Origin of the sequence: Verrucosispora sp. SN26_14.1, assembly GCF_004307965.1 — a bacterium.
Taxonomy (GTDB): domain Bacteria; phylum Actinomycetota; class Actinomycetes; order Mycobacteriales; family Micromonosporaceae; genus Micromonospora.
Genome location: NZ_SISL01000380.1, coordinates 1 through 5,560, shown reverse-complemented (window position 1 = coordinate 5,560; position 5,560 = coordinate 1). Strand labels below are relative to the sequence as shown.

Here is a 5,560-nt window from a genome sequence, read left to right as displayed (position 1 = left end):
GCGGCGGTCCGGGCCGCCGCGCCGCACGCCCGGCTGCTGCTCGACCCCAACGGCGGCTGGTCCGCCGAACAGGCCGTGCGACAGCTCGACGCGCTCGCGCCGCACAAGCTGGACGCGGTGGAACAGCCCATCCCGCCGGGCCGCCCCGACCTGCTGGCCTGGGTGGGTGCCCGCAGCGGCACGCCCGTCGTCGCCGACGAGGACGCCGCCGGTCCGGCCGACCTGGACCGGCTGGCGGGCGCGGTCGCCGGGGTGAACGTGAAGCTGGCGCGGTGCGGCGGCATCACCGCCGCCGGGGACATGATCGAGGCGGCCCGGCAACGGGACCTGGACGTGATGCTCGGCTGCCTGGTGGCCAGTTCGCTCGGCATCGCCCCGGCGGTGCACCTGGCCGGTCTGGCCCGTTGGGTGGACCTGGACGGCCATCTGCTGCTCGCCGACGACCCGTGGACCGGCATCGGCGGTCGGGACGGTGTGCTGCGCCTGTCGGGGGCGGCCGGGCTCGGGGTGGCACCGGCGGCGGAGGCACCCCGGTGAGGGCCACCTGGGCGTCGTGGCGCGGCTTCCCGGTGCCGATCCGGCTGCTGGTGGTCAACCAGCTCGGCGTCAACGTCGGGTTCTACATGCTGCTGCCCTTCCTGGCCGGCTATCTCACCGACCAGATCGGGCTCTCGGCCGCCCTGGTCGGCCTGGTCCTCGGGGTACGCAACCTGAGCCAACAGGGACTGTTCCTGCTCGGCGGATCGGCGGCGGACCGGCTCGGCGCACGCGGGGTGATCATCGCCGGGTGTGGGCTGCGGGCGGTCGGCTTCGCGGTGTTCGCGGTCGGCGGGTCGCTGGCGGCGCTGCTGGTCGCCTCGGTGCTGACCGGTCTGGCCGGTGCCCTGTTCAACCCGGCCGTGCGCGCCTATCTGGCCCAGGCCGCCCCGGACCGGCGGGCCGAGGCGTTCGCCCTGTTCAACGTGTTCGCCAGCGCGGGGGCGCTGATCGGGCCGCTGGTCGGCAGCGCGCTGCTGCTGGTCGACTTCCGGGCGGCGGCGACCGGGGCCGCGCTGGTGTTCGCCGCGTTGACCGTGGCGCAGGCGCTGGTGCTGCCGGCCCAGCCGGTGACGGCCAGCGGGCAGAGCGTCGGCCGGGACTGGCGGGAGTCGCTGACCGACGGCCGGTTCCTGGCGTTCACGGTGGCGTTGAGCGCGCTCTTCGCGTTGCAGACCCAGCTCTATCTGGTGCTGCCGGTGCAGGCGGAGGCGGTCACCGGCACGCCGCTGGCGGTCGCCGCACTCTTCGTCGTCTCCACCGTGGTCACCGTGGCGGGGCAGGTCCGCATCACCGCGCGGCTGCGTCGCCGCGTCGACCGGGGCACCGCGATCGCCGCCGGGATGGCGGTGACCGGCGCCGGTTTCCTGGTGCCGCTGCTGCCGCTGGGCGGTCCCCCGGCGGTCCGCGTCCTGCCGGTGCTCGTCACCACGCTGGCGCTGGCGGTGGGGGTGATGGTGGCGCAGCCGTTCGTGCTGGAACTGCTGCCCGGATTCGCCCGCACCGGGCTCACCGGCACCTACTTCGGCGTCTTCTATCTCGCCTCGGGCGTGGTGGCGGCGCTCGCCACCACCGCCGTCGGCGGACTCATGCAGACCGGATCGGACGGCGCGGCCGAGCGGGTCCCGGCCGGGGCGTGGCTGCTCTGCGCCGCCCTCGGACTGGCCTCGGCCGCGGCGGTGCGGGTGCTGCACCGCCGGAACCTGCTCGGCCCCCGACCGGTCGCCGACCCCGCACCGGACACCGTCCCGGGCGACGCGCGGATGCCCGCCGTCACCCCTCGCCGCCCCGGCGCGGCCTGAACACCGCGACACCTTCGAGAGGAAACCCCATGTCGATCCACCTGTCCCGCCGCACGCTGCTCGGCGGCGGCGCCGCCCTGGCCACCGCCCTGCTCACCGGCTGCGGCGGCGACTCCACCGGCGGCCCCGGTGCCGGTGACACCCCGAGGCGGGGCGGCCGGTTGCGGGTCGCGTTCGCCGGTGGCGGTGCCACCGAGACGCTCGACCCGCACCTGGCGAACCTGTTCAACGAGGCGTCGCGGGCCAAGGCCGTCTTCGACAAGCTGGCCGACTACGGCCCCGACGTGTCGATCCAGCCCCGACTGGCGCTGAGCTGGGAACCGAACGCGGACCTGACCCGCTGGCGGGTGGCGCTGCGCGAGGCCACCTTCCACGACGGTCGGCCGGTCCGCGCCGCCGACGTGCTCGCCAGCTACGCCCGCATCGTCGACCCGGACCGGGCGTTCCGGGCCCGCGCCAGCCTCTCCCTGATCGACCTGCGGGCCAGCCGGGCGGTGGACGACCGCACCGTCGAGTTCGCCCTGCACCGGCCGTTCGCCGAGTTCGGCAACGTCCTCGCCGCGTTCGGCGCGTACATCGTGCCGGAGGGTGCCGAGTCGTTCGACCGGCCGATCGGTTCCGGCCCGTTCACCGTCAGCAGCTTCACCCCCGGCCGATCGCTGCTGCTGGCCCGCTACCCGGACTACTGGGAGGGTGCCGCGCACCTCGACGAGCTGGAGTACGTGATCGCCAACGAGGAGTCGGCCCGGATCAACGCCCTGCTCGGCGGGCAGGTCGACTACGCGCACGACGTCAGCCCGACCACCGCGCGGACGCACACCGGCAACGACCGCGTCGCGATCACCCGGATGCCGAACAGCAACCTGCTCGGCTTCACCATGAAGGTGGACCGTCCCCCGTTCGACAACCGGGACCTGCGCGAGGCGATGTTCCTGCTCACCGACCGGGAGCAGCTCGTCGAGACGGTGCTCTCCGGCACCGGGCAGGTCGGCAACGACCTCTTCGGCAAGGGCTTCCAGTACTACGCCGACGACATCCCGCAGCGCACCCGCGACCTCGACCGGGCCCGCGCACTGGTGGATCGGGCCGGTGCGCGCGGGCTGCGCATCCCGTTGGACACCGCACCGGTCGCCGCCGGTTTCGTCGAGGCCGCCAGCGTCTTCGCCGACCAGGCCCGTCAGGTCGGGCTCACCGTCGAGCCGGTGCAGCGCAACAAGGACACCTACTGGCGGGACGTGCTCGACGGCGGGGTGATGGCCACCTTCCGCAGCGGTGCCATGCCGATCGAGACGCACATCTCGCAGCGGCTGCTGACCACCTCCACCACGAACGCCACCCGCTGGATGCGGCCCGAGTTCGACGCGCTCTACGGCACCGCCGTCTCCTCCACCGACGAGGCGGGTCGCCGTCGCGCGTACGGGGACATGCAGCGGATGCTGCACGCCGAGGGCGGGCTGCTGGTGTGGGGGTTCGCCGACTTCCTGGTGGCGACCGCCCCAAAGGTGCGCGGGGTCTCCGCCGAGGCGCCCGCGAACACTCTGGACTGGGCCCGCTTCGACAAGGTGTGGCTGGCTTGAGTCTGGCCCGCTACACCGTGCAGCGGCTGCTGCTCGGCGTCGGGCAGGTCGCCGGCATCACCACCGTCGTGTTCGTCCTCACCGAGGCGCTGCCCGGGGACGCGGCCGTGGTGATCGCCGGTGACCATCCCGACCCGGAGCGGATCGCGCTGATCCGCGCGCAGCTCGACCTCGACCGACCGGCCTGGTGGCGCTTCCTGGACTGGCTCGTAGGGCTGCTGCACGGCGACCTCGGCGCCTCGCTGATCTCGCAGCGGCCGGTGCTGGACCTGATCGTCGGCGGGGCCGCCGCGACCCTGCTGCTCGCGGTCGCCACGCTGGTCCTGCTGGTGCCGCTCGCCGTCGGGCTCGGCATGCTCGCCGCCCGACGCGAGGGGGGCCGGCTCGACCGGACACTCACCACCCTCGCGGTCGGGCTGTACGCGGTACCCGAGTTCGCCCTGGCCATCCTGCTGGTGGCGGTCTTCGGCGTCCGGCTGGGCTGGTTCCCGCCCACCGCCGTCGGTGCCGACCTGCTCGCCCAGCCGGGGGTGCTGGTGCTGCCGCTGCTGGTGCTGCTGGCCCGGCCGATCTGCTCGATCAGCCGGCTGACCCGCGCCGGCATGGTGGACGCCCTGCGTGCGGAGTACGTCCAGCACGCCCGACGGCTCGGTCTCTCCACCCGGCGGCGGTGGCTGGCGCACGCGCTGCCGACCGCCGCCGCACCGGTCGTGCAGCAGGTCGCCCGCACCACCGACTGGCTGCTCGGCGGCGTCATCGTGGTCGAGGCGGTCTTCGTCATCCCCGGGCTGGGCACCGCCCTGGTCGACGCGGTCGCCGCCCGGGACGTACCCACCATCCAGGGGCTCTGCGTGGTCGTGGCGGTCACCACCGTGCTGGTCAACCTGGTCGCGGACCTGGTGGCGTTCCGGCTCGCCCCGCGTACGGTCGGTGTCCGGTGACGGCCCGACGGCGCAGACCCCGGGCGGTCGTCGGGGTCGTGCTGCTGGCCGTGCCGCTGCTGCTCGCGGTCGCCGGACCTTTGCTGGTCGCCGAATCCGACGCGCGGACCCGACCGTTCGACGGCGCGGGTCTGCTCGGCACCGACTTCGTCGGCCGGGACGTCGTGGCGCAGGTGTTGCTCGGCGGGTGGTCCGTCGTCGCGGTCGCGGTCGCCGCCACCGCGCTGGCCTATCTGCTGGGCGTGCCCCTCGGCCTGGTCGCCGCGCTGACCCGGCACCGTCGGCTCGACGAGGCGCTGATGCGACCGCTGGACCTGCTGCTCGCCATCCCGTCGTTGCTGCTGCTCATCCTGCTGGCCGCCACCGCGCCACGCGGGCCGCTGACCCTGGTGGTGATCGTCGCGGTGGTCACCCTGCCGGAGGTCGCGCGGATCACCCGCGCCGCCGCGTTGCCGCTGGCCCACGGCACCGTGATGGAGGCGATGCGGCTCTACCGGGAGACCTGGTGGCGGCGGGCGGTCGGCTACGTCGCGCGGGGCATCCGCCGGATCCTGCTCGCCGACGCCGGGGTGCGGTTCATCGGCGCCGTCTATCTCGTCGCGACGGCCAGCTTCCTCGGCATCGGGGTCGCCCCGGACGCCGCCGACTGGGCGGTGATGGTCGACCGCAACCGGGGCGGGATCTTCCTGCAACCGTGGGCGGTCGTCGTCCCCGCCGCGCTGCTCGTCGCGCTCGCCGTCGGCGTCAACCTGGTCACCGACGCGCTGTTGACCGGCCGGAAGTCGGTGGCGGAGCCGGACGCCGACCGGACTCGGGAGGAGGTCCGATGATCCGGGTCGACGGGCTGGGTGCCGTCGCCGACGGACACCGATTGCTGCGGGACGTGTCGTTCACGGTGCCGTCCGGTGGGGTGCTCGCCGTCGTCGGTCCGTCCGGCAGCGGCAAGTCCACCCTCGGGCGGGCGCTGCTCGGCGAGGTTGGTCCCGGCGTACGCCTCACCGGCCGGGTCGAGATCGACGGTCGGGTGGTCGGTCCCGAAACCCCGGCGCCCGGTGGGCTCGTCGGGTACGTCCCGCAGCAGCCCTCGGCCGCGCTCACCCCGGTACGCCGCGTCGGCCCCGTGCTGCACGAGATCGCCCGCCGACATTGCCCAGTCTCCGGCCGCCGGGCACGCCGCGTCGCCGCGCCGGAGGCGGTCCGGGCG

At 74.6% G+C, this 5,560-nt stretch carries 6 protein-coding genes; all 6 read left to right on the top strand.

The window, feature by feature from the left end; genetic code table 11:
• Positions 1-537 (top strand): enolase C-terminal domain-like protein (locus tag EYA84_RS24890; RefSeq protein ID WP_275540814.1); only part of this gene is annotated, 537 nt, incomplete at its 5' end.
• Complete coding sequence (locus EYA84_RS24885) at positions 534-1,838, top strand: MFS transporter (protein WP_236145946.1); 1,305 nt, start codon at positions 534-536, stop codon at positions 1,836-1,838. The genes EYA84_RS24890 and EYA84_RS24885, both read left to right, overlap by 4 nt.
• 29 nt (positions 1,839-1,867) lie before the next feature.
• Positions 1,868-3,415, top strand: coding sequence for an ABC transporter substrate-binding protein (locus EYA84_RS24880; protein WP_131055861.1), 1,548 nt, complete (start codon positions 1,868-1,870; stop codon positions 3,413-3,415).
• Complete coding sequence (locus EYA84_RS24875) at positions 3,412-4,356, top strand: ABC transporter permease (protein ID WP_131055859.1); 945 nt, start codon at positions 3,412-3,414, stop codon at positions 4,354-4,356. Before EYA84_RS24880 ends, EYA84_RS24875 begins: the two co-directional genes overlap by 4 nt.
• Complete coding sequence (locus tag EYA84_RS24870) at positions 4,353-5,186, top strand: ABC transporter permease subunit (protein WP_131055857.1); 834 nt, start codon at positions 4,353-4,355, stop codon at positions 5,184-5,186. The genes EYA84_RS24875 and EYA84_RS24870 overlap by 4 nt, the downstream gene beginning before the upstream one ends.
• The coding region (locus tag EYA84_RS24865) for an ATP-binding cassette domain-containing protein (RefSeq protein ID WP_131055856.1) at positions 5,183-5,560 on the top strand (378 nt) is incomplete at its 3' end. The genes EYA84_RS24870 and EYA84_RS24865, both read left to right, overlap by 4 nt.